The 22,468-nt window shown below is 31.3% G+C and carries 14 protein-coding genes, 3 tRNA genes and 3 rRNA genes; 10 read left to right on the forward strand and 10 right to left on the reverse strand.

Annotation, left to right across the window (positions count from 1 at the left end; translation table 11 throughout):
* Positions 1–7: 7 nt before the first annotated feature.
* Genes amrA through ABIV_RS09865 form a run of 7 tightly spaced genes read left to right on the forward strand, consistent with a single transcriptional unit; the run spans position 8 to position 5,561 of the window.
* Positions 8–559, forward strand: coding sequence for an AmmeMemoRadiSam system protein A (gene amrA, locus ABIV_RS09835; RefSeq protein ID WP_114839722.1), 552 nt, complete (start codon positions 8–10; stop codon positions 557–559).
* A gap of 1 nt (position 560) precedes the next feature.
* Positions 561–1,565: an AmmeMemoRadiSam system radical SAM enzyme gene (gene amrS, locus ABIV_RS09840; protein WP_114839723.1), complete on the forward strand. Its 1,005-nt coding sequence runs from the start codon at positions 561–563 to the stop codon at positions 1,563–1,565.
* Positions 1,546–2,352 (forward strand): AmmeMemoRadiSam system protein B, encoded by an 807-nt coding sequence (gene amrB / locus ABIV_RS09845; RefSeq protein ID WP_228254289.1) that lies wholly within the window; start codon positions 1,546–1,548, stop codon positions 2,350–2,352. Before amrS ends, amrB begins: the two co-directional genes overlap by 20 nt.
* A 4-nt stretch (positions 2,353–2,356) precedes the next feature.
* Positions 2,357–3,121 (forward strand): ElyC/SanA/YdcF family protein, encoded by a 765-nt coding sequence (locus ABIV_RS09850; protein ID WP_129088506.1) that lies wholly within the window; start codon positions 2,357–2,359, stop codon positions 3,119–3,121.
* Positions 3,122–3,177: 56 nt separating this feature from the next.
* Complete coding sequence (locus ABIV_RS09855; protein ID WP_114839725.1) at positions 3,178–3,921, forward strand: metal ABC transporter ATP-binding protein; 744 nt, start codon at positions 3,178–3,180, stop codon at positions 3,919–3,921.
* 9 nt (positions 3,922–3,930) lie between these two features.
* Positions 3,931–4,728 carry a metal ABC transporter permease gene (locus ABIV_RS09860; protein ID WP_114839726.1) on the forward strand — a complete coding sequence of 266 codons (798 nt, stop codon included), beginning with the start codon at positions 3,931–3,933 and terminating at the stop codon, positions 4,726–4,728.
* Entirely contained in the window at positions 4,725–5,561 is an 837-nt protein-coding gene (locus ABIV_RS09865; protein ID WP_114839727.1) for a CvfB family protein, read from the forward strand. The genes ABIV_RS09860 and ABIV_RS09865 overlap by 4 nt, the downstream gene beginning before the upstream one ends.
* Here the strand turns inward: ABIV_RS09865 and ABIV_RS09870 are convergent.
* Positions 5,551–9,165 carry an ATP-binding protein gene (locus tag ABIV_RS09870; protein ID WP_114839728.1) on the reverse strand — a complete coding sequence of 1,205 codons (3,615 nt, stop codon included), beginning with the start codon at positions 9,163–9,165 and terminating at the stop codon, positions 5,551–5,553. The two genes, ABIV_RS09865 and ABIV_RS09870, sit on opposite strands and share 11 nt — an antisense overlap.
* Before the next feature lie 153 nt (positions 9,166–9,318).
* On the opposite strand from ABIV_RS09870, the gene tpx reads away from it, so the two are divergent.
* From tpx to ABIV_RS09885, 3 genes are all read left to right on the forward strand, one after another.
* Positions 9,319–9,810, forward strand: coding sequence for a thiol peroxidase (gene tpx, locus ABIV_RS09875; RefSeq protein ID WP_114839729.1), 492 nt, complete (start codon positions 9,319–9,321; stop codon positions 9,808–9,810).
* An 82-nt stretch (positions 9,811–9,892) separates the two neighbouring features.
* Positions 9,893–10,852 carry a protein-methionine-sulfoxide reductase catalytic subunit MsrP gene (gene msrP / locus ABIV_RS09880; RefSeq protein WP_114839730.1) on the forward strand — a complete coding sequence of 320 codons (960 nt, stop codon included), beginning with the start codon at positions 9,893–9,895 and terminating at the stop codon, positions 10,850–10,852.
* A 9-nt stretch (positions 10,853–10,861) separates the two neighbouring features.
* Positions 10,862–11,419, forward strand: a complete 558-nt coding sequence (locus ABIV_RS09885) for a protein-methionine-sulfoxide reductase heme-binding subunit MsrQ (RefSeq protein ID WP_114839731.1) — start codon at positions 10,862–10,864, stop codon at positions 11,417–11,419.
* A gap of 4 nt (positions 11,420–11,423) precedes the next feature.
* Here the strand turns inward: ABIV_RS09885 and ABIV_RS09890 are convergent.
* The 9 genes from ABIV_RS09890 to ABIV_RS09930 all read right to left on the reverse strand — a co-directional run bounded on the left by ABIV_RS09890 (position 11,424) and on the right by ABIV_RS09930 (position 22,462).
* A tRNA-Thr gene (locus ABIV_RS09890) sits at positions 11,424–11,499 on the reverse strand.
* Between the two features lie 84 nt (positions 11,500–11,583).
* A 5S ribosomal RNA gene (gene rrf / locus ABIV_RS09895) occupies positions 11,584–11,699 on the reverse strand.
* A 188-nt stretch (positions 11,700–11,887) separates the two neighbouring features.
* Positions 11,888–14,798: ribosomal RNA gene (locus tag ABIV_RS09900) — 23S ribosomal RNA — on the reverse strand.
* A gap of 315 nt (positions 14,799–15,113) precedes the next feature.
* A tRNA-Ala gene (locus tag ABIV_RS09905) sits at positions 15,114–15,189 on the reverse strand.
* Positions 15,190–15,225: 36 nt separating this feature from the next.
* Positions 15,226–15,302, reverse strand: a tRNA-Ile gene (locus ABIV_RS09910).
* A gap of 100 nt (positions 15,303–15,402) precedes the next feature.
* Positions 15,403–16,920: ribosomal RNA gene (locus ABIV_RS09915) — 16S ribosomal RNA — on the reverse strand.
* Together the 16S, 23S and 5S rRNA genes with 3 tRNA genes alongside form the textbook arrangement of a ribosomal RNA operon.
* A gap of 361 nt (positions 16,921–17,281) precedes the next feature.
* The gene (locus ABIV_RS09920) at positions 17,282–18,625 is read right to left on the reverse strand and encodes an HlyD family type I secretion periplasmic adaptor subunit (protein WP_114839732.1); all 1,344 of its coding nucleotides are present in this window, start codon (positions 18,623–18,625) and stop codon (positions 17,282–17,284) included.
* Entirely contained in the window at positions 18,609–20,810 is a 2,202-nt protein-coding gene (locus ABIV_RS09925) for a type I secretion system permease/ATPase (RefSeq protein WP_228254290.1), read from the reverse strand. Before ABIV_RS09925 ends, ABIV_RS09920 begins: the two co-directional genes overlap by 17 nt.
* An 11-nt stretch (positions 20,811–20,821) precedes the next feature.
* On the reverse strand, positions 20,822–22,462 hold the full coding sequence (locus ABIV_RS09930) for a TolC family protein (protein ID WP_114839733.1): 1,641 nt from the start codon (positions 22,460–22,462) through the stop codon (positions 20,822–20,824).
* Positions 22,463–22,468 lie beyond the last annotated feature (6 nt).

Genomic DNA, 22,468 nt, shown 5'->3' on the forward strand with positions numbered 1-22,468 from the left:
GACTCAAATGAAAATAGAAGATGTTCTTTTAAAGCTAGCCTCTGATGCAATTGAGAGTGAATTTAATGATAATATTTCAATAGATTCTTCTTTGAAAGAACAATTTTCTATTTTAAAGGAACAAAGAGCAACTTTTGTTACTTTATACTTAGAAAAGAAATTAAGAGGTTGTGTAGGTTCACTTAATGCCTACCAATCACTTTTTGATGATATTATTTCAAATGCAAGAGCTGCTGCTTTTAGCGATTTACGATTTAATAGACTTAGTTTTGAAGAATTTATAAACTTAGAAATAGAAATCTCAATTCTAACTCCAGCAGAAAAACTTATTTATAATGATTTTGAAGAGTTAAAACAAAAACTAATTCCAAATAAACACGGAGTTATTTTAGAACTTGATGGGAAAAAAGCAACTTTTCTTCCTCAAGTTTGGGAACAACTTCCAAATTTTGAAGAGTTTATCTCTCATCTTTGTAAAAAAGCAGGATTAAATCCTAATAAATTATCAGGATATCCAAAAATTCAAATCTATGAAGTTCAAAAAATAAAAAAGTCTTAAAATGAAATATTATAAGAGTTCTAAAAATGGTAAGCTAATTTGTTTACTTTGCTCTTATTATTGTGATTTAAAAGAGGGACATATAGGTATTTGTGGAGTTAACAAGCATACTCAAAATAAAATAGAGTGCTTAGTTTATGGTCATATTAGTGCTTTTAATATAGATCCCATTGAGAAAAAACCTTTATATCATTTTTTACCAAAGTCAAAATCTTTATCTTTAGGTACAGTAGGATGTAATTTTCATTGTAACTTTTGTCAAAATCATGGAATCTCCCAAGAAAAGAAAATTGATAAATCAAACTATATCTCTGCTAAAGAAGTTGTAAATATTGCAAAACAAAGAGCCTGTAAATCAATCTCTTATACATACAATGAACCAACTATCTTTTATCCCTTTGCAAAAGATATTGCCATTGAGGCTAAAAAATATAATATCAAATCTGTATTTGTAAGTAATGGTTTTGAAAGTAAAGAAGTAATTGAAGATATGAACAGTGTAATTGATGCAATAAATGTTGATTTAAAATCTTTCAATGAAAGCTATTATAAAAAAAGTCTTGGTGGAAATTTACATCAAGTTTTAGAAAATCTTATCCATCTAAAAAAGAATAATATTCATACTGAGATCACCACCTTATTAGTTCCTACAAAAAATGATTCAAAAAAAGAGATAACAAATATTGTAAAATTTATAAAAGAAAACCTTGGGGAAGAGACAGTTTGGCATATCTCTGCTTTTCATCCTGATTATAAAGAGTTATCACTTCCAAGAACTTCTTTTGCAAAACTAAAAGAGGCTTACGATATAGCTAAAGAACAGGGATTAAAATATGTTTATATTGGGAATATTGGATATGAGAACAATACCTATTGTTCAAATTGTAAAGAACTTCTTATTTCAAGAGAATTTTTTGATGTAAAGAAATATAATCTAAAAAATAGTTCTTGTCCTAGCTGTAATAAAAAACTTGAAGGAGTATTTGATGGATTTAATGGATATTAGAAAAACTGTAGTAAGTGGAAGTTTTTATCCAGATACTAAAGAAGAGATTAAAAGATATATTGAACATTTTAACTCTAATTTTACTCTTGAAGATAAAATTGAGATAGAAGTAAAAGCTTTAATTGTTCCCCATGCAGGTTACATTTATAGTGGTTTTACAGCAAACTTAGCATATAACATCTCTTCTAAAAAGCAATTTAAAAATATTATTGTAATAGGTCCCTCACATAGACACTACTTAAAAGGAGCCTCTATATCAGACTATAAAGAGTATGAAACTCCTTTAGGAAATATTAAGATAGCTCAAGAGCTAGTAAAAGATTTAAAAGAAAAATTTGAATTTCTATGCTTTGATGAAGATGCCCACTTTGAACACTCAACTGAAACCCAAGCTCCTTTTATCAAAAACTATTTTCCTAACTCAAAAATTATAGAAATTGTTTATGGAGATATGGATTATAAAGAATTATCTTCATTAATAGATGAAATATTAAAATCAAAAAATAACTTAATTGTAATAAGTACAGATTTAAGTCATTTTTATTCTTTAAAAAAGGCAAACTATCTTGACAATATTTGCTTAAATGGTATAATTAATAAAGATTTATCATTGCTTGACAAAGAATGTGAAGCTTGTGGAAAGGTTGGCATAAAAGCTATTCTTGACACTGCGATTAAAAATAATTATGAAACTAAATTTCTTCATTATTGTACAAGTTATGATAGAACAAAAGATGATAAAAGTGTTGTAGGATATACTTCATTTTTAGTTGGAGAAAAAATCTAAAATAATGTTATTCACTCTTAAAAAAATTATTTCTACTTTTTTAATGCCACTATCAATAGGTTTAACTTTATTTGTTATTGGTCTTTTCTATTTATTAATACAAAAACAAAGAAAAGCTAATTTTTTTATGATTATTGCTTTTTTATGGACAGCACTTATAGCCTATTCTCCTTTTTCAAATGCACTTATTCAACCTTTAGAGAATAAATACCCTTCATATATTCAAATTGACAAATCAATTAAATATGTTTTAGTTTTAGGTTCAGGACATATAAACAATGAAGATTTATCTGAAGTTTCGCAACTTTCAAGAACTGCACTAATGAGACTTTCAGAAGGAATAAGAATCTACAAAGAACTTGATAATGCAAAGTTAGTACTTTCAGGATATAAAGATGACCAAAAAGTATCTAATGCTGTTATGATGAAAAATCTTGCATTAAAATTTGGAGTAAAAGAAGAGAATATAATTACCCATGAAGAAGTAAGAGATACACAAGAAGAAGCTATAAAAACAAAAGAAACTATAAATAAAGAACCTTTTATTCTTGTAACTTCAGCTGCACATATGCCAAGAGCTATGAAAATATTTGAAACACAATGGTTAAATCCAATTGCAGCACCAACAGATTATCTATCAAAAAATGATGGTACTTATCTAAGTATTCCTAAAGCTATAAATTTGAAAAAAACAGAATCTGCAATGCATGAATATCTTGGAATTTTATGGCACTCTATTTTAGAAAAAATCAAAATCTTTACTGATTGACTTTTCTTTACTTAATATAGTATAATCACGCCCTTATAAGGGGTAACAAAAAATATATGAATACTGTTATAAAACTAAAAAATATCTTTTTTTCTTATGATAAACAAAATGTTTTAGAAGATATTAATTTAGATATTTTAAAAGATGATTTTCTTGCAATTATCGGTCCAAATGGTGGAGGAAAATCTACACTATTAAAACTTATATTAAATCTTTTAGAGCCTAAAAAAGGTGAAATAAAAAAATATCTAAATAAAAATGAGATTGGATATGTACCTCAAAATACAAATTTAAATATTGACTTTCCTATTACTGCTTTAGAAGTAGTTTTAATGGGACATACTCCTAAAAAGAAAAAACTTTTTGGATATTCAAAAGAGGATATTGCCTGTGCAATGAACTCTTTAAAAAAAGTAAGTATGGAAAATTTTGCAAATAATAAAATTGGAGATTTAAGCGGAGGACAAAGGCAAAGAGTCTTTATTGCAAGAGCACTTTGTTCTAACCCTAAATTGATGCTTCTTGATGAACCAACTGCAAGTATTGATGTAAAAGGTCAAAAAGAAGTATATGATTTATTAAGAGAGTTAAATAAATCAATAGCTATTGTAGTTGTAAGTCATGATATCTCTGTTTTACTAAACTATGCTAAAAATGTTGCTCACATAAATAAAAAACTTGTATATCATCATCTAAAAAATATTGAAGAAAAATATGATGAAAACGAACACTTATGTGAAGTGGAATTACTTTCAGCACTTGGGAAAAAGCAAGTTTGCTGTAACTCAACACATGTATAAAGAGAAGAAATGCTTGAAGCCTTACAATATGATTTTATTCAAAATGCACTAATTGCCGGTATCCTTGTTTCTATTGCAGCAGGGATTATTGGTTCTTTAGTTGTAGTAAATAGAATTACTTTTTTAGCAGGAGGAATTGCTCATAGTGCTTATGGAGGAATTGGACTTGCTGTTTATTTAAGCCTTCCTATTCTTTTAGGAGCTACTTTATTTGCAGTTGTTACAGCAATAATCATTGCAAATATCACTTTAAGAAATAGAAGTAGAATAGATTCAATTATCGGTATAATGTGGGCATTAGGTATGGCAATTGGAATAATTCTTATTGATATTACACCAGGATATAATGTAGATTTAATGTCTTATCTTTTTGGTTCAATTATTGCAGTATCACAAGAAGATGTTTATTATTTACTAGTATTAAATCTATTTATCATTACATCAGTTTCTCTATTTTATAAACAGATATTAGCAGTCTCTTATGATAGTGAGTTCGCAAGTTTAAGAGGTATCTCTGTTAAATTCTTTTATACTTTAATTCTTATTCTTGCAGCATTAAGTGTTGTTGCAGCAATAAAAGTTGTTGGATTAATTTTAGTAATAGCTTTACTTACTATTCCAACTTTTTTAGCAGAGTTTTTTGCAAAGAAACTCTCTTCTATGATGATTATTAGTTCATTATTCGCAAGCTTTTTTACAGTTTGTGGATTACTTATCTCATATTTTTATGATTTAAGTTCTGGAGCTAGTATCATTATTGTAGGAGTAATTACTCTTCTACTTGTAAAAATATTAGGAAAGAAATGAATAAAAAAATAAATCTAGGTGAAATAAACACTTTAAAAGTATCAAGAGTAAGTGAACCAGGACTATATCTAAAAGCAGGTGATGATGAAGAAGTTCTTTTACCTAATGCTTATATTACAAAAGAGATGCAAATTGACTCTTTAATTGAAGTATTTATCTATACAGATAGTGAAGATAGATTAGTTGCAACTACTCTTAAGCCTTACGGTTATAAAAATGATTTTGTTGCACTTGAAGTAATAGATACTGCAAAATTTGGAGCTTTTTTAGATATGGGGCTTCCAAAAGATTTATTAGTTCCTAAAAATAGACAAAAATCAACTTTTAATATCTCAGATAAAAAAGTTGTACAAATAGTTGAAGATGAAAAGACTCATAGATTAATAGGTACAGAAAAATTCAAATTAGAAAAAGCAGATAAAAATTTTGCACAAAATGAGGAAGTAGAAATTATTCCTTTTATAAAAACACCTTTAGGTTTTAAAGTAATTGTAAATAATAAATATGAAGGTCTTATTTATCATAATGAAATCTTTGAGAAAATTCAAATAGGTGATAAAAAGAGAGCTTATATTAAACTTCTTAGAGAAGATGGAAAAGTAGACATCTCTTTACAAAAAATTGGTGCAAAGAATACAGAAGATAATCCAAATAAAATTTTAACTATCTTAGAAAGTAATAATAGAGAGTTAAACTTTACTTATAAAAGTGAAGCTGATGAGATAAAAGAGACTTTTGCTATGAGTAAAAAAGCTTTTAAAGCAGCTTTAACAAAACTAATTAATGATAAAAAAATAGTTCTAAGTGAAACTTCAATAAAAGCTATAAAATAGCTTTTATTGAGATAAGAAGAGGATTAAAGATATCTTCATACTCTTTTTTAGATAATTTAGGGTTTTCAAGTTTTTCTAATAAAGAACAAATCTCATCTAAGGCAAGATTTAAACAAGAATTCTTTATATAATGTGCTTTTTGTGATATTGCTTCTTTATCATCTGCTTTTATTTTATCTTCTAATTCTTGCATATCTTGTAGAATATCTTTTTTAAATTTGTTTATTATTAGTATTGCTATATTTTCTGATACTCCTAATTTATCTATTATTTTAGTCATATCTATTTCTTCTTTTTTTATCTCTTCTTCCTCTTTTTTAGGAAGGTATTTATCAAAAATCTTTTTTAACTCTTCTGTATTAATTGGTTTACTTAGATAATCATTCATTCCTAAGTTAAGAAATCTCTCTTTATCTCCTTTTATTGCATTTGCTGTTAAGGCTATTATTGGTGTTTGTTTTAAGAGTTTCTCTTCTTCATATATTCTTATTTGTTTAAAACTTTCTACTCCATCTAAGATTGGCATATTTATATCCATTAAGATTAAATCATATGAGTTATTTTTATACTCTTCTAGGGTTTTTAATCCATTCTCTTGTATTGAGTATTCTATATTCATACTATCTAAGATATAAGAGATTAATTCTTGATTTGCTTCATTATCTTCTGCTACTAATACTTTTGCTTTATAGTTTGTTTTTATCTCTTCTTGTACTGTTTTTCTTTGTTTTGTTTTTCTTAGTAACTCTTGTAAAGAATCATTTACTTTTGATGCATAAAAGGGTAATACTAAAGCAAGTTCATTTGCTCTTACTTCGAACTCTTTTATCTCATTTTCATGTTCAAAAAGAATTAAGATTGGTATATCTTTATACTCTTCTCTCATTCTATTTAGATTCTCTTTTGTTTTATCACAAGAGCAGATTAGAATATCTGGTTTCTCACCTTCTTTTGTGATAGTTCCAAAGATATTTAGGTATCTTTTTATATAGTGATATAAATCACTATCTTCTTTTGTTACTTTAAATTTCAATTGATTTAAAAAGCTTTTTGAGATATGTAGATTATCATCACAACTCTCTAATTCTAATTCAAAATAGAATTTACTTCCTTTTTGTTCTTCACTCTCTACTTTTAAAGTTGATCCTAAAGCTTGTACTATGTGAGAGCAGATACTTAGACCTAAACCTGTCCCTTCATATTCTCTATTTGATTTATTATCTACTTGTACGAAAGGTTTAAAGATATTATCTACTTTCTCTTTTGCTATTCCTATTCCGGTATCTTCTATTTCAAATCTTATTTTGCTTTTATTATTCTTTTCTTCTATAAGAGTTATATTTAAAGATACTTTCCCTTTTTCTGTAAACTTTATTGCATTTGCTAGAAGGTTTGATAATACTTGTCTTAATCTTACTCCATCTGTATATACACATAATGGTATTTTATGGTCTATGTTAAAGATTAGGCTTATATGTTTTTGACTTGCTCTTTTTGAAAAGAGTTCTACTACATGTTCACTTATAAAATATAAGTCATTTTTTTCTATTGAAATCTCAAAGTTTCCACTCTCTATTTTGCTTATGTCTAGAATATCATTTATTATTGCTAATAATGAGCTTGCACTTGTTTGGATTATTTGTGCTTGTTTCTTATTTTCTACTGTTAACTCTTTTGAATTACTTAGTATCTCTGAAAATCCTATTATTGCATTTAATGGTGTTCTTATCTCATGGCTCATATTTGCTAAGAATGTTGATTTCGCTTCATCCGCTTTTTGTGCTTTTTCTAAAGCTTTCATTTGACTTGAAATTAATGATTTAATTTGAGTTGCCATACTATTAAAAGAGGTTTCAAGCTTACCAATTTCATCATGAGAAGAGACTTCTATTCTATAGTCAAGTTCATTATTTGCAAATCTTTTTGTACCTTCTAAAATTTTCTCAATTTTTAAAGTAATATATTTTGAAATTAACATTGCAATTATAATTATTAATATAATCATCACAAGAGTTACTATAGATAACTCATTTATTAGAGCATGAATAAATGTTGCAACTTCTGCTTTATTTTCATCTACAACTTCTTTCATATTTTCTGTTTGAGTATCTAAAATCTTAGAAATACTTCTTCTTGTCTCATTTGCAGCTGCATGAAACTCTTCAACATTTGCACCTATTGTTACAAAACCAAAACCTCTTTTTGAGTCTCCATATTTACCTGTATAATAAGGAATTGCGGCTGCAGTTGTAAGTTTCCAAACATTACTCCAAAAAATAATAAAAGAGCCATAACCTCCATTTTGAGTTAACTGCATCCATCCTTCACATTGAGGTGCAAAATTTAAATATCTACAATCTAAACCTACATTCCCACTCTTTTTTAACTGCTCAATATTAGGTTTTTTCTTTAAAGATTGCTCTTCAAATTTTGGATAAGTTGCTAAAAATTCATTAATTTCAAGTTTAGACTCTTTAAATTTTTTTGCTAAATCACTACTAAGCCAAGGGATAACTTTTTCACCAGTATTTCTATCATACCCAACAATAAAATAATCTCTTGCATGTGAAATATTTTTACCTTCATAATCCCACATAAAAGCATAATTTCCATTTTTAGCATCATTTATATTTTGTATTGCTTCATTACTTGAAGGATTTGAAGTATCAGTAAATTGCATAATATGTTTATGGTCTAAAGCTAATGAAATATATCCTACTTTTACACTATTTTTAAATACAGGAGTAATAAATCTAATAATCCCTTCAAACTCTTTTCCTACTGGATTTTCTTTACCAGCATAAGCATATTTTTCTGGTTCAAACTCAATACTCATTTTTCGAGCTTTTTCTTTTGTAAAAGGCCCTATAATTTTTGTTCCTATATATTCACCTATTACATCAGATACATATATTTCACCCTCTTTTAAAGTCTTAATCTCATTAAAATATTTCTCTGAGTTAATATATGTATTTTTTCTATTAGAGATATTTTTTAACTCTTTGCTAATAGTTGATATTTTATATTTTTCATTACCTTTTAAATCAAAATATACAACTTCTTTATAAAGAGGAATTGATTTTCTTGTTAAAATTAAAGGATCTGTATAATTAAACTCTTTTTCATTATCTTTTAAACTAGCTGTTGTTTTTTCTCTAGTGATTTGTTTAGGTTCATTTGTACTTATCCAAGAACTAGTTTTATCATCATAAATATAATCTTCATGGAGAATAATATCTCTATTTTTTGTTTCATAAAAACTTTTTAAAACTTTATTATTAATATCTAATTTAGATAAAAAAAGTAAGTCTTTATCACGTTCATATAAAAACTCTGCTACTTTATTAGCAATTTCATGGCTTAACCTCTCTAATGAGAGTTGAGATTTTTTATCTAAATACTTTACACTATCTTCAATTGATTCATTAGCAGTATTTAAAATAATCTCTTTATTTTCATTGAATAAGTACCGTGTACTATCATTTAAATAAGTTTCCAACCTTATTACACCTTCATATGCAATAAAAACGATAATTAGCAAAGGAATTATTTTTATTAAAATAAAAAGAATAATTAATTTAGCACGGATAGATATATTTTTCATATTTAACCTTAAGTATTAATAGACAATTATAATAAAATAGTAATAAAGTTTTTTTTAATTGTAATTATTTTTTTTAATAATAACTAAATCTTCATAAGTTCATTATATTTTTAATTTAGATACAATCTTTAAAAAATTTTTAAAAGGTTTAAAATGGCAACAACAAAATTGAAAGGAAACATTGTTAATCTATCTGGTAATGAGCTAAATATTGGAGATAAAGCACCAGAAGTTACAGTTATTGCACATGATTTATCTGAAGTAAAAATTGGTGGTAAAGCACAAATTATTGCAGCTGTTCCTTCATTAGATACTCCTGTTTGTGCAGAAGAGACAAGAAAATTTAATGAAGAAGCATCAACTACTGATGTTGAGATGGTTGTAGTATCTATGGATTTACCTTTTGCTGCTGGTAGATTCTGTACAACAGAAGGTATTGAAAATTTGAAAGTAGGAAGTGACTTTAGAAATAAAGAGTTTGCTCAAAAATATGGAGTATTAATTGCCGATGGACCACTTGAAGGTGTAACATGTAGAGCAATGTTTGTAACAGATGAAAATGGGATAATTATACATAAAGAGATTTGTGAAGATATAACAGATGAACCTAATTATGAAGCTGTTTTCACAGCAATAAAAAAATAGAGGAACTCCTCTATTTTATACTACACACTAACTTAACAGAAAAGATTTAAAATTCATTATAATTACTCTAAAGGATTTTATAATGAAATATTTAAAAAAGCCCTCTTGGCATATAAATGAAAAAGAAATTACCCCTAAAGAGCTATTTGATAAAAGAAGAAGTTTTATTAAACTTGGTGCTGCTTCAGTAATTGCATCAAGTAGTATTGTAGAATTATTAGCAAAAGAACAACTTCCTATAAAAAACCTAAGTTTTATAAAAGACAAAAATCTAAATAATTTAGAATTAAATAGCTACGAACAAATTACTTCATATAATAATTTTTATGAATTTACTACTTCAAAAGAAAGAGTAAAAGATATGGCCCATACTTTAGATACAACTGGATGGAAAATAAGTATTGATGGCTTAATAGAAAAAGAGTTTGAAATAGATTTTGATGATTTAATTAAAAAATTTACTCTACATGAACGAATATATAGATTTAGATGTGTAGAAGGCTGGTCTATGGTTGTACCATGGATAGGTATAAAACTAAGTGATTTTATAAAATATGCAAAGCCTAATTCAAAAGCAAAATATATAAGATTTGAGACCCTATTAGATGATGATATATTTCCAGATCAAGCTAATATGCTTTTTCCAGCTATTGATTACCCTTATGTTGAAGGACTAAGATTAGATGAAGCAATGAATGAGTTATCAATTTTAGCTGTTGGTCTATATGGTTCAAAAATACCAAAACAAAATGGAGCACCTATTAGATTAGTTATCCCATGGAAATATGGATTTAAATCAATAAAATCTATTTCAAAAATTTCATTTGTTGAAAAAGAACCTCTAAATACTTGGCAAAAATCAAACCCGAAAGAGTATGGTTTTTATGCAAATGTTAATCCAAATGTAGATCATCCAAGATGGTCACAAAAAAAAGAGAGAGTATTAGGAAAATTTTTTAAACAAAATACCCTAATGTACAATGGATATGAAAAAGAAGTTTCTTATTTATATAAAGGAATGGATTTAAAAAAATATTTTTAAAGGACAAATATGAAAAGATCTTTACTATTTTTATTACTACTTATTCCTTTTTTATTTGCATTATTTGAACTTTTCATCTTAGAAAATGTAAAAGACCCAATAAAATATATTTATACAATAAGTGGTATTAGTTCAACAGTTATACTATTTTTTACAATTTTAATATCCCTTATAAAAAAACACTTTAATATTTTAAAATATAGAAGAATGATAGGTTTATATGGATTTTTTTATGCATTGATACATTTTCTAAATTTTACAGTTTTAGATGCAGAATTAAATATTGATTTTATTTTTAAAGAGACTTTAGATAAACCTTTTATCTATTTAGGGATGGGTGCTTTTTTAATCCTAATTTTTATGGCAATCACATCAACAAATAGATTATTTAAAATTTATCAACCCTATCATAAATTAATCTATTTAAGTCTAATTCTTATTACTATACATTTTATTATGGCACAAAAATCACTTACAATAATGCAACTATTTTATATAGCAATTATAATCTTGATAGGTTATTTAAAGTTATTACAACAAATAATAAGAAAAAATAGAGTTCATTAAAAAGTGGTGCCCACAACTGGATTTGAACCAGTAACCTCTTCCTTACCATGGAATTGCTCTACCGTTGGAGCTATGCAGGCATAAAATAAAAGAAGGCTAAAAAAAAGGCTTACCCTTAGCAACTTAAAAGAAGTTGATAAAGATAAGCCTTGTAAATACTCAAGAGCTGGCAGCGACTTACGTTTCCACAAGGGGACCCTGCAGTATTATCAGCGCAGAAGTGCTTGACTTCCAGGTTCGGAATGGGTCTGGGTATTTCCACTTCGCTAAAACCACCAGCAAGTTGAGTATTAAAAGCGTTGCATTTAATACTAATGAATAATTAATAGTGAATAATGAATAATGCTATTATTCAATTTCGCTCTTAATACTCAACTCTTTGAAGAGTTTAAAGTTTTAATGTTAAGTCTTTCACAATTATTAAATACTATTTTAAGTACTTAATAAGATAGTAGTCCAAGAAATTATATAAAAAAGCCAAACGATCTATTAGTACTAGTCAGCTAAACGTCTTACAACGCTTACACATCTAGCCTATCAACCAGCTAGTCTTGCTGGGATCTTCAGGGAAAGTTCATCTTAGAGTTGGCTTCGAGCTTAGATGCTTTCAGCTCTTATCACATCCGTACATAGCTACCCAACGATGCCCTTGGCAGAACAATTGGTACACTAGTGGTACGTTCATCCCGGTCCTCTCGTACTAGGGACAAATCTCTTCAACTTTCCTACGCCCACGGAAGATAGGGACCGAACTGTCTCACGACGTTCTGAACCCAGCTCGCGTACCGCTTTAAATGGCGAACAGCCATACCCTTGGGACCTGCTCCAGCCCCAGGATGCGATGAGCCGACATCGAGGTGCCAAACCTCCCCGTCGATGTGAGCTCTTGGGGGAGATCAGCCTGTTATCCCCGGCGTACCTTTTATCCTTTGAGCGATGGCCCTTCCACACAGAACCACCGGATCACTATGACCGACTTTCGTCTCTGTTCGACTTGTATGTCTCACAGTCAAGCTAGTTTATGCCATTATACTCAACTGGCGATTTCCATCCGCCATGAACTAACCTTTGTAAGCCTCCGTTACTTTTTAGGAGGCGACCGCCCCAGTCAAACTACCCACCAGACATTGTCCTGAATGAGGATAACTCATCCCAGTTAGTAACTCAAATATTCAAGGGTGGTATCTCAAGGATGGCTCCACTAGTACTGGCGTCCTAGTATCAAAGCCTCCCACCTATCCTGCACATGAATATCCAAGCTACAGTGTCAAGCTGTAGTAAAGGTGCACGGGGTCTTTCCGTCTTTCCGCGGGTAGGAGGAATTTTCACCTCCACTACAATTTCACTGGATCCCTGGTTGAGACAGCTCCCATCTCGTTACGCCATTCATGCAGGTCGGTATTTAACCGACAAGGAATTTCGCTACCTTAGGACCGTTATAGTTACGGCCGCCGTTTACTCGGGCTTCAATCAAATGCTTCGCTTACGCTAACATCATCAGTTAACCTTCGAGCACCGGGCAGGCGTCACACCTTATACATCCACTTACGTGTTAGCAAAGTGCTGTGTTTTTGGTAAACAGTCGGGAGGGACTCTTTGTTGCAACCTCTTCCGCTTTTGAGAGCAAGTCTCTATACAGAAGTAGGCACACCTTATACCGAAGATACGGTGCTAGTTTGCAGAGTTCCTTAACCAGGGTTCTTCCACGCGCCTTAGAATACTCATCCCACCCACCTGTGTCGGTTTACGGTACGGGCAACATATAATATACTTAGTGGCTTTTCTTGGCACGACAGTATCATCGATTCCGAATCTTCCCCGGAGGGCGTCAACGGCCTGTAAGATCTCGGTCTAACGTTACCCGGATTTGCCTAAGTAACAACCTACGTCCTTCGACCCACTATTCCATCAGTGAGCTCGATTAACTCTATGCGTCCCCACATCGCGCTTATATGTTGGTATTGGAATATTAACCAATTTGCCATCGTCTACCCCTTTCGGACTCGACTTAGGACCCGACTAACCCTACGATGACGAGCATCGCGTAGGAAACCTTGGGTTTTCGGCGAAGAGGATTCTCACCTCTTTTCTCGCTACTCATGCCTGCATGCTCACTTCTATCCGCTCCAACGCTCCTTACCGGTACATCTTCAACGCTGAATAGAACGCTCTCCTACCACTCAATAAATTGAGTCTAAAGCTTCGGTGTACATCTTAGCCCCGTTATATTTTCCGCGCAGAATCACTAGACCAGTGAGCTGTTACGCTTTCTTTAAAGGGTGGCTGCTTCTAAGCCAACCTCCTGGTTGTCACAGTAACTCCACATCGTTTTCCACTTAGATGTAACTTTGGGACCTTAGCTGTTAGTCTGGGTTGTTCCCCTCTCGACGGTGGATTTTATCACCCATCGCCTGACTCCCTAGATTACACATGTAGTATTCGAAGTTTGATAGGGTTTGGTACCGCGGTGAGCAGCCCTAGCCCAGTCAGAGCTCTACCCCTACATGCTACTACTAGAGGCTATACCTAAATATATTTCGGAGAGAACCAGCTATCACGAAGTTTGATTGGCCTTTCACCCCTATCCACAGGTCATCCGAAGACTTTTCAACGCCTACCGGTTCGGTCCTCCACTGGCTCTTACACCAGCTTCAACCTGCCCATGGATAGATCACTTCGTTTCGGGTCTGCAGCATCTGACTAATTCGCCCTATTAAGACTCGCTTTCGCTACGGCTTCGTACTTGACTTAACCTTGCCAGACACCACAACTCGCAGGCTCATTATGCAAAAGGCAGTCCGTCACCCTGATAAATCATAGGGCTCCGAATGATTGTAAGCTAATGGTTTCAGGTTCTATTTCACTCCCCTCACTGGGGTACTTTTCACCTTTCCCTCACGGTACTTGTTCACTATCGATCTGTAAGTAGTATTTAGGGTTGGAGGGTGGTCCCCCCGGATTCAGACAAAATATCACGTGTTCCGTCCTACTCAGGATACCATTAGAGCTATTGAAAATTTCGATTACAGGAGTATCACCTTCTATGCTGTAGCTTTCCAACTACTTCATCTATCTTCTTTAGTCTCATGTTATGGTCCTACAACCCCCTATGCAAGCATAGGGTTTGCCCTAATCCGCGTTCGCTCGCCGCTACTAACGGAATCTCATTTGATTTCTCTTCCTCTGGTTACTGAGATGTTTCACTTCACCAGGTTCGCCCACTTTCGTGTAACATATATCTCTATATGCTGGGTTGTCCCATTCGGAAATCTCTGGATCAATGCCTCTTGGCGGCTCCCCAAAGCTTATCGCAGCCTAGTACGTCCTTCATCGCCTCTTACAGTCAAGGCATCCACCATTAGCCCTTAATAGCTTATTTATTTGAGATAAAGTAATTTCTTACTTTAACCTTTTTGAATAATTATTCCTTGGCTACTATCTTATTAAATACTTCTGTATTAAATAAGTTAGTTGTGTCTATCTATTTTATTAGATATGAAATTTTTTGTTTTTTAAATCATCTTCATACGAAAGATATTGATTTAAACGAAAAAATTAAAGACTTTAACATTAAATTTTTAAATATCATGCTATCTTAAAAAAATTCTCATTTTTTCAAGGTAACGCATTTTGGTTGTATAAAACCAAATATAAATTCAATCTCTTTTGAACTTATATTTAGCTTTTTAATAGATGGTGGAGATAAGCGGGATCGAACCGCTGACCTCCTGCGTGCAAGGCAGGCGCTCTCCCAGCTGAGCTATATCCCCAACATTTAACCTATAACTTTAACAGATTATTTATAATGGTGGGCCTACCAGGACTTGAACCTGGGACCTCACGATTATCAGTCGAGCGCTCTAGCCAGCTGAGCTATAGGCCCATTTGTCACCTATTTTAAATAACCTTTATAAACCGAACATGAATTACTGCTATCTTTGATAGCTTTGGAAGTTAGAAACGAATCTAACTTCTCTTCTCTGAAAGGAGGTGATCCAACCGCAGGTTCACCTACGGTTACCTTGTTACGACTTCACCCCAGTCGCTGAATCCACTGTGGAGGGTAGCTATCTTAGCATCCCCGCTTCGAATGAGTTCAACTCCCATGGTGTGACGGGCGGTGAGTACAAGACCCGGGAACGTATTCACCGTAGCGTTGCTGATCTACGATTACTAGCGATTCCAACTTCATGCACTCGAGTTGCAGAGTACAATCCGAACTGGGAGATATTTTTGAGATTTGCTCCACCTCGCGGTATTGCGGCTCTTTGTATACCCCATTGTAGCACGTGTGTAGCCCTGGACGTAAGGGCCATGATGACTTGACGTCGTCCACACCTTCCTCCTGGTTGCCCAGGCAGTCTCGTTAGAGTTCTCAGCCGAACTGTTAGCAACTAACGACGTGGGTTGCGCTCGTTGCGGGACTTAACCCAACATCTCACGACACGAGCTGACGACAGCCGTGCAGCACCTGTCCTACAGTTTCTGCAAGCAGACACCAATCAATCTCTTGAAAGTTCTGTAAATGTCAAGTCCAGGTAAGGTTCTTCGCGTATCGTCGAATTAAACCACATGCTCCACCGCTTGTGCGGGTCCCCGTCTATTCCTTTGAGTTTTAATCTTGCGACCGTACTCCCCAGGCGGTACACTTAATGTGTTAACTGCATTACTGCCATGTCTAGCATGGCAACAACTAGTGTACATCGTTTAGGGCGTGGACTACCAGGGTATCTAATCCTGTTTGCTCCCCACGCTTTCGCGTCTCAGCGTCAGTAATGTTCCAGTAGATCGCCTTCGCAATCGGTATTCCTTCTGATCTCTACGGATTTTACCCCTACACCAGAAATTCCATCTACCTCTCCCATACTCTAGGTTACCAGTTTCAAAAGCAGTTCTATGGTTGAGCCATAGGATTTCACTTCTGACTTAATAACCCGCCTACACGCTCTTTACGCCCAGTGATTCCGAGTAACGCTTGCACCCTCCGTATTACCGCGGCTGCTGGCACGGAGTTAGCCGGTGCTTATTCATATAGTACCGTCATTATCTTCCTATATAAAAGGAGTTTACGCTCCGAAAAGTGTCATCCTCCACGCGGCGTTGCTGCATCAGAGTTTCCTCCATTGTGCAATATTCCCCACTGCTGCCTCCCGTAGGAGTCTGGACCGTGTCTCAGTTCCAGTGTGACTGATCATCCTCTCAAACCAGTTAGGCGTCATTGACTTGGTGAGCCATTACCTCACCAACTATCTGATACCATACAGTCCCATCCTCGAGCACTAAAGCATTTCCCCAGCATACTTATGTATTATGGGCATATAGGGCATTAGCAGACGTTTCCATCTGTTATTCCTTTCTCGAGGGCAGGTTAACTATACATTACTCACCCGTGCGCCACTTAGCTGACAACTTAAGCAAGCTTAAGTCCGTTCTCGTTCGACTTGCATGTGTTAGGCACGCCGCCAGCGTTCACTCTGAGCCAGGATCAAACTCTCCATAAAAAAAAGTTTAATTCTCTGACTATTTAGTAACTCTTCAGTTACAAAATAAATCTCATTGTAAAGCATTAGCTTTGTTATTAAGCTCTCTTCGATAATTAATTATCTTAGATTACTTGTTAAATAGACAAGGATATATTTACATATATTCTTGTTTGTTGTAATTTCATATTCGGTTTATAAAAGTTATTCATAAACCTTCTAAATTGTTAAAGATCTCCCATCTCTTCGAAACTCTAGTGACTCTCTTTTTGAGTCGTTCCTCTGAAATTGGACGGGAATTATAATAGATTTTTTTCCCTTTGTCAAGGCTTTTTTCTAAAAGTTTCCTTAAATTTTGAAATTCTTTTTACTTTACTGAGTTTTATCTTTCATGTAAGGCATTTTGCTTAGTTTTTAGAATAGGTTTTAGAATAAAATCTAAAATAGTCTTCTTCCCTGTCTTAATATCAACAGAGGCTATCATACCAGGTATAATAGGAAGTTTCTCTCCATTTTTTTCTAAATGGTTTTTATTTGTTTTAATTACTACCTTATAATATGTTCTATTTTCTTTTGAATCTTCATCTTTTATACTATCAGCAGATATTTCTACAATTTTACCTTCTAATCCTCCATATATAGAAAAATCATAGGCAGTTAATTTAACAACTGCTTCTTGACTTGGATTTATAAAAGCAATATCTTTAGGGTCTATTTTTACTTCAACTAATAAGGTTTCACTATTTGGTACGATTTCAATTAAGTCTACTCCTGACCTAACAACTCCACCTATTGTATTTATATTTATTTGTTTTACTATTCCATTTACAGGAGAGACTAAAACTGTTTTTTCTATTTTATCTTGGGCTGATACTAATTTAGATTCATATTTATTGATTTCTGTATTTAACTTTTGTAATTCATTAAATACTTCAGATTTAAATTTTCTTATTCTCTCTTCTTTTCTATTTGTAAACTCTTGTATTGCTAACTTTAATCTAGGAATTGAAAGTTTTGTACTTATATACTCGCCTTCTAATTGATTATATTCCTTTCTTATATTCAGTAATTCAACAATTGATTTAGAACCCTTATCAACTAATCTTTTTATAGTGTCCATCTCTTCTCTTATAATAAGTAGTCTTTTTCTAAGTTGTTCCATTTGACTTTTTGTTTCTACTAATTCTTGTTTTTTCTGTTCATATTGGTCATCCAATATTTTTATTGTACTTTTTAATTCAGAGACTCTTTTTTGAAATAGAATCTCATCATTTAAAGCAAAACCATTTACTTTCTTTTTTAGCTCTTCTGGAAAATCTAAGTTTGGTATCTCTTTATCTAAATCAATTTTTGATTCTTCTAATAATCTTATTCTTGTTACTAAAAGGTGATTATAAATATTTTGATTCTCTTCTAAGCTTGCTTGAAATCTTGTAGTATCAATTTTCATTAAGGCTTGCCCTCTTTTTATCTTGTCACCTTCACTAACTAAAATATCAGAAATAATACCTCCATCTAAACTTTGAATTGTTTGTATTTTTTCAGAAGGAATTACTTTCCCACTTCCTCTTGCTAACTCATCTACCTCAGCATAAAAAGCCCAAACAATTGCAGAAATAAAAAAAATCACTATTAAAAAGAATAAGAGTATTATCTTTTTTTCTATTTTTGCATTTTCTTGTGAATATAAAGTATTGATAAAATTTATATCATTTTGATTTTTCATCTTCTTTTAATACCTTTTTTACTACTTGTTTAGAATTTCCAAATGCAGATACAATTTGATTTTTAGGTCCATCTGCAATAATCTTTCCATCATCAATTACAATAATCCTATCTACTAAAGATAACATGGATGGTCGATGTGTAACTACTATTACTGTTTTATCTTCTATTATTGGAGCTAATCTATTTTTAAAGTGTTCTTCACTTAAATCATCCATCGAATTTGTTGGTTCATCTAAAATCAAAATATTTGGATTAGAGACAATTGCTCTTGCTAAAGTTACAGCTTGTCTTTCTCCTCCACTTAAACCATCGCCTCTTTCACCTACAATAAAATCATAACCTGCTTGATGTTTTCCAAGGAAATCATGTACTCCTGCAATCTTTGAAGCTTTTAATATCTGTTCATCACTTGCAAATTGGTCAGAGATACTAATATTGTCTTTTATTGTTCCCATAAATAAAAATGTCTCTTGGGGTACATATCCTATATTTTTTCGTAAATCTACAGGGTCTATTTGCCTAATCTCTGTTCCATCTATTAAAATTGAACCTTCTGAGGGTTCATGCAGATTTAACAGTAGTTTAATTATTGTTGATTTTCCAGAGCCTATTTTTCCAATAATTCCTACTTTTTCCCCTTTATTTATTCTAAGGTTTATATTTCTTAAAAGTTGAAAGTTTTGTTTATAATATGCAAAACTTACATTTTTAAAAACAATATCTCCATCTAAATTAGGTCTACTTAAATATTGTTGAGAATTTGTTCTCTCTAATGGCATCTTCATAATCTCATCTATATTATTTAAAGACAACATTGTTCTATCAAGTCTTATTATCATTCCTACAATTTGAGAGACAGGAGCAATTACTCTACTATTTAAAATCATTGCTGCAATAATTGCACCTAAAGTAATTTGACCCTCATTTGCTAGAATAACTCCACCTGCTACTATACCAATACTTGAAATTTGAGAAATAAAACCTACAAAATAACTTACTATTTGAGATAAGTAATGAGATTTATTTCCAAAATAAGAGGTTTGAGATACAGAGTTATTCCAATGAGTTTGCATTCTATTTTGTGCTTTTACACTTTTTATAATCTCTAAACCTGTTACAGCTTCAGTTAAAACTGTCTGTTTAATCTGGTCTTCTTTTGCTGCATTTAAAATTGTTTGCTTTAAAGGTCTTTGCATAATCCATGAAAATAAAATTGCAATTACCATTGAAGCTAAAGATACATAAGCTAAAGGACCTGCAATATAAAAGATTATCACTATAAATAAAATTACAAAAGGTAAATCAACAAAAGCAGTAATTGTTGCAGTTGTAAAAAATTCTCTTACACTCTCAAAAGATTGTAATCTACTTACAAATACTCCTGTTGAAGCAGGTTTTGCATTTAACTTAATATTTAATAGTTGATTGAAAATAGCTGTAGACATTTTAATATCAGCTCTTTTCCCAGCTTGTTCAATAAAATATGCACGCATAATTTTTAATATAAAATCAAATACAAGTACCATAGATATTCCAAGAAGTAATACAACTAAAGTATCTGTTGCTTTATTTGGTAAAACTCTATCATATACATTCATTGTAAACAAAGGAATTGCTAAAACAAATATATTTATTAATATTGCTGCAATAATTACAAGATAATAGATACCTAAATTTTTTTTCATAGTATGCCAAAACCATTTTTTATCTTTTTCAATGATTATGTCATCTTCAACTCTATTTCTAAAATTATAAGCAGGTTTGATTATCAAAAGATTTCTAGTATACTCTTTTTTAAACTCATCAATATCAACAACAACTTCACCTGAACTTATATCTGGGTATATCAAAGTTACTTGATTTTTATTTTCATCAATTTTTAAAAGAAGACAAGCTTTATTTGTATTTAATAAAGCTACTGCTGGAAGAGTTAATTGTGAAATACTTTTGATATCTCTTACTGAAGACTTTACAATAAGCCCTATTCTTTTTGCTGATTCAACAAATAAAGTAGGAGTCATTAAAGAACCATGTATTGCTAGGCCGGAAACTAAAGATTCTCTTGATACTGCTCTTTTATGAAATTTAGAAAGAAATAGTAAACACTCAACTAAAGTATCTACCTTTCTTTCATCTAACATTTTTTCAAAGTCTGCATTTAAGTCAAAATCTCTATTTTCCAAAATGAATCCTATTATTTTGTAATTGTTTTTCTAAAATATAAACCTGGAAATTTATCTCTTAACATCTCTCTTACTTTTAGAATCTCTTCTTTTTCTCTTACATCATATACAATCACTGTATTAAATCCATTTGACTTAATTATTTTAGTTTTATATGTAGTTCCTACTTCAGCTTTTGCAAGAGCTAATTGTTCATTTGCTATTTGCTCATTTTTAAAAGAAGCTAAGAATAATACATATTCAGAGTTTGTTTCAACACTTTTAGTTGTAATAACACTCTCTTCTAATAAACCATCAAGTTCATTTGTTGCTTCAGCTTTTTGTGAACTATTTACTTCTGTTCTTTTTTCACATGAACTATTATTTGCATATAAAACTGACTCTTTTAATTGAGACATACTATTAAACATACTGAAATATGCTAAATCTAAATCAAACTCTGCAGAAACTAAATCCTCTTTAGCACTATATAAATCTCTTTCAATATTTAATACATCGATAAAAGTTCTTGTTCCACCTTCAAATTGATCTTTGAAGATTTCTAAAACTTGTTCATTATCTTTAATATAAAGTTTTAACTCTTCAATTCTTTTTTGAATAGATTGAAAACTATTATATGCTGTTGTTGCCTCATCTATAACTTGTTTTGTAACAACATCTAACTCTTTTTGAACTTGTTCTAAAAATAGTTTTTCTCTCTCTTTTTTAGCTTTATCTATATTTCCATTAAAAAGATTATATTTAAGTTCAATTCTTGCTGTATATAATTGAGTTTTTTCTTTATCTTCAATATTATCTTTATCATAAAGACCTTGAGCCTTAAATTTTATAGTTGGATAGAAAGAAGAATCTCTTTGACTTACTACAGCTCTTTGTTCTTTTATATTAATAATTTGTTCTAAAATCAAGTTGTTTTTTACAATAACTTGATCAATATACTCTTTTAAAGTAGCTGGAACTAATTTTGAATCAATATAAGGTCTACAAACAGCTCCCTCAGGTTTTATCCCTACAAATCTTTCAAATGAACTTGCAGCAATATTGTAATTATTAGATTGTTCATGCCATTTACTATTAGTAAAGTGAATTTTTGCATTTACTTGAGCTTTTTGAAGAATCTCTCCACTAATCTGTTCTGTATCTTTTGCTGTTCTTAAATAATCTTCATATATTGCAAGGTTATTTTTTGTAACTTCTAAACTATTTTGATACTTAACCATATTTAAATATGCACTAATACTATCAAAAATCACATTGTCAACAAGATTTTCATTTGCATATCTATTTGATTCTTCTCTATATTTAGCTTCATCCATTTCTGAAGTAGTTAAACCACCATCAAATAACAGTTGTTCAAAATCTAATTGAATATTTGGACCACCTGAAATATTTGAAGTTTTATCTCCATCTTCTGGATTAATTTTTGTTTTTTTAGTTTGAATGTAAGTAGTTAAATCTAACTTAGGATACCATCCACCCTTTGCTTCATCTAAATAGTACTTAAAGGCTTTATTGTTTTCCATAATGGAAAGAATCTTAGGGTTTGTAGACATTGTAGTCTCAACTGTCTCTTTTATTGTGACCGCACTTAAATTTGTTGTGCTAAGTATTATTGCAAGAGGAATACTTAGTTTGATTGTTAGATTTTTCATAATTTA

The organism is Halarcobacter bivalviorum (genome assembly GCF_003346815.1).
GTDB lineage: Bacteria > Campylobacterota > Campylobacteria > Campylobacterales > Arcobacteraceae > Halarcobacter > Halarcobacter bivalviorum.